The following is a 2,795-nucleotide window of genomic DNA, read 5'->3' as shown; positions in this document are numbered from 1 at the left end:
CCCGTACCGCCGCCACGTCGACCGGTCCGGACCAGCCGGCGGGCCGGGCCGCTCCCCCGATGTGGAAGGCGTCGACGCCCGCCGCCTTCAGGCGCGGCAGATGGTCCAGGCGGAGGCCGCCGCCCACCAGGATCCGCGCCTCGTAACCGGGCTGGCCCGCGCGGGCCGCCTCGGCCAGCAGGGTCGGGATGCCGTCGTCGACGCCGGTCGGCGCGCCGGCCGTGAGGTAGGTGTCCAGGCCCGGCAGATCGGCCAGGTGCTTGCGCAGGACGTCGCGGTCCACGGCGCGGTCGATCGCCCGGTGGAAGGTCCACCGGCAGCCGTTCAGCTCGGCGACGAGCCGTTCGACGGCCACCAGGTCGGCGTGCCCGTCCTGGTCCAGGAAGCCGAGGACGAACTCCTCGGCGCCCTCGGCCCGCATCTCGCGCGCCTTGCCGACGAGTACCTCGACGTCACCGGCCGCGAATCCGCCCGCCACCCTGAGCATGACCCGCATGGGGATGTCCACGGCGGACCGGATCTCCGCGACGGTCTTCGGGGAGGGCGTCAGGCCGTCGGCGGCCATGTCGGTGACCACTTCGAGGCGGTCGGCACCACCCGCCTGGGCCGCGACCGCGTCCTCCGCGTCGAGAGCGATCACCTCCAGAAGTGCACGGTTGCTCATGGGATTCCAATTCTTTGGAGCGTCTATAGGTCTAGTCCATTGACCAGCCTACGGGGCGGCCCCCTGAGGGCGCAGCCCTCCATGTGAACGCGTGCGTCACGCAGGCGCAAGAGACGCGAGGCCTCGGCGGCGTCCGTGGGGACGGACGCCGCCGAGGCCTCGCACGGTTGCGGCGCGGTGCCGTCAGGGCTGGATCGGCATCGACCAGCAGTTGGAGGTGGCCTTCTTGCCCGCGAGCCGGTCGGTCAGCCAGGACACGGCCTCGCCCTGGTCGGTGAGGAGCGGGACGAGGTGGTTGGTGAGGATCTTGGCGCCGAGGTCGGGCAGGACGAGTGCGTCGTAGGTGATGTCGCCGCCCTTGCGGCACCAGTCCACCGCCAGCTGCCTGGCCTGCTTGTGCGGCACTATGTCGTCGTGGACGCCGGTCGCCAGCCGCACCGGTCCGCTGGGCCTGAGGGTGCCGATGCGCTGCTGGGCGAGCACCGCCTGGAGCTTCGGCTCGCCCGCGATGATCTCGGCGAGGGACCGGCCGTCTGCGGTCCACTTCTTGCTGCTGGCGAAGCCGTAGCCGAACAGCGCGTCGCCGACGCACATGGTGGAGGTGTCCCGGAGCGCCGCCTTGCCGGTGGCGTTGGTCTGCGCGTCGACGACGGCCCGGAGGGACGGGTCGGACTGCACGAAGCCGTTGATCGACCAGCCCAGCGCCCCGGCCAGCGCGCTGCCGTCGATGCCCTTCATGACCTCGGTCAGGTCGGCGGGCGGAGCCCCGGCGTAGGTACCGGCGAGTTCGACCTCGGGGGCGTAACCGGGCTGGAGTTCGGCCGCCGCCGCCGCGGCGCCGCCGCCCTGGCTGTAGCCGTACAGCCCGACGCGCGAGCCATCGGTGACCGAGGCGCCGGCCACGTCGTGCGCGGCGCGGACCGCGTCCAGCAGGGCGTGGCCCTCGTCGACGCGGTTGACGTAGGTGTGGAGCCGGTCGGTGGTGCCGAGACCGGCGTCTGTCTCTTATACACATCTGTATAAGAGACAGGTCAGAGGGTGCTGGAGGGCGAGCGAGGGGGCGCACTGGTCACCCTGGCCCATCGTCCCCGAGGCCAGTGCCACCAGCGGGCGGGGCCCGGAGCCCTTCCAGCGCGCGGAGGGCTCGATGTAGGCACCGGTCACCGCGACGGGCTGCCCGCCCGAGTCCGTGGACTTGTACATCAGCCGGGTGGCCGTGCCCGGCATGGGGCGGCCGTCCAGCCCCGGCAGGCTCAGGCCGAGTGGCAGGGGTTCGGTCCGCACGAGGGCCCCGTCGGCCGCGGGCAGCTCGGCGGGCGGGGTGTAGAAGGCGGGGATGGTCACGCCCCGGGACACCACCGGCTCCGTGCCGGTGGCGGCGGACGCGGCGGGTACGGCATAGGCCCCCAGACAGGCCGCGGCGGCGACGGCGGCCACGGCCAGGCGCCCGGCACGGCGGCGCGCGGTGGGACGGTGGCCGGCGTGGGGGGTACGCACGGTCGAGCTCGAACGGGCGGTCTGACGGAGACTCACGGCTCACTCCTCGCTCTGCTCGGATGCAGGGTGAGCGCAAGCTAGCACCGGGCCGTTACCCGAGGTAACTCATCGGTAAGTTACGCTTCGGTAACGTACGGTGCCGGAGCTGACGGGCGTCCTTCGGAGAGGCGGGCACGGCCACCCGCTGCCGGCCGGTGCCCCCCGTGCGGGGTTCTCGCCGCCCCGGTGGGCCCTTCAGGCGGGCACGAACCGCACCGGCGTCCCGGGGGCCGCCTGTGCCGCCGCGGCCAGGGCGGAGGCGGTGACCACACCGACGACGGGATAACCGCCGGTCGTCGGATGGTCGTTGAGGAACACCACGGGCCGCCCGTCCGGCGGCACCTGCACGGCACCCAGCACCATGCCCTCGCTGGGCAGTTCGCCGCCCCGGGCACGTTCCAGGGCGGGCCCCTCGGTACGCAGTCCGATCCGGTCGCTCTGCGCCGCGACCCGGTACACGGCGGTGGTGAGCGTACGCAGCGCGGCGGGCGTGAACCAGTCGTCGCGCGGGCCCGGGTGCACGGGCAGCACCAGTTCGGCGGGGACGCCCGGCCAGGGCACGGCAGCGGCCCCGGGGCAGCCGTGTCCGGCGGCC

The 2,795-nt window shown here is 73.7% G+C and carries 1 protein-coding gene and 2 pseudogenes; all 3 read right to left on the bottom strand.

The annotated features are described in order from the left end of the window. Positions 1-664 (bottom strand): copper homeostasis protein CutC (locus IH13_RS0105465; RefSeq protein ID WP_031081478.1); only part of this gene is annotated, 664 nt, incomplete at its 3' end. A gap of 183 nt (positions 665-847) precedes the next feature. Beyond that, positions 848-2,197: pseudogene (locus IH13_RS45505) on the bottom strand (lipase family protein). 198 nt (positions 2,198-2,395) lie between these two features. Then, positions 2,396-2,795, bottom strand: a pseudogene (locus IH13_RS0105455) (allophanate hydrolase subunit 2 family protein); the annotation flags it as partial.

This window comes from Streptomyces sp. NRRL WC-3549 (genome assembly GCF_000721935.1).
In the GTDB taxonomy this organism is placed as follows: domain Bacteria; phylum Actinomycetota; class Actinomycetes; order Streptomycetales; family Streptomycetaceae; genus Streptomyces.
The sequence above is the reverse complement of the archived record's forward strand: the minus strand, read 5'-3'. Positions and strand labels throughout refer to the sequence as shown.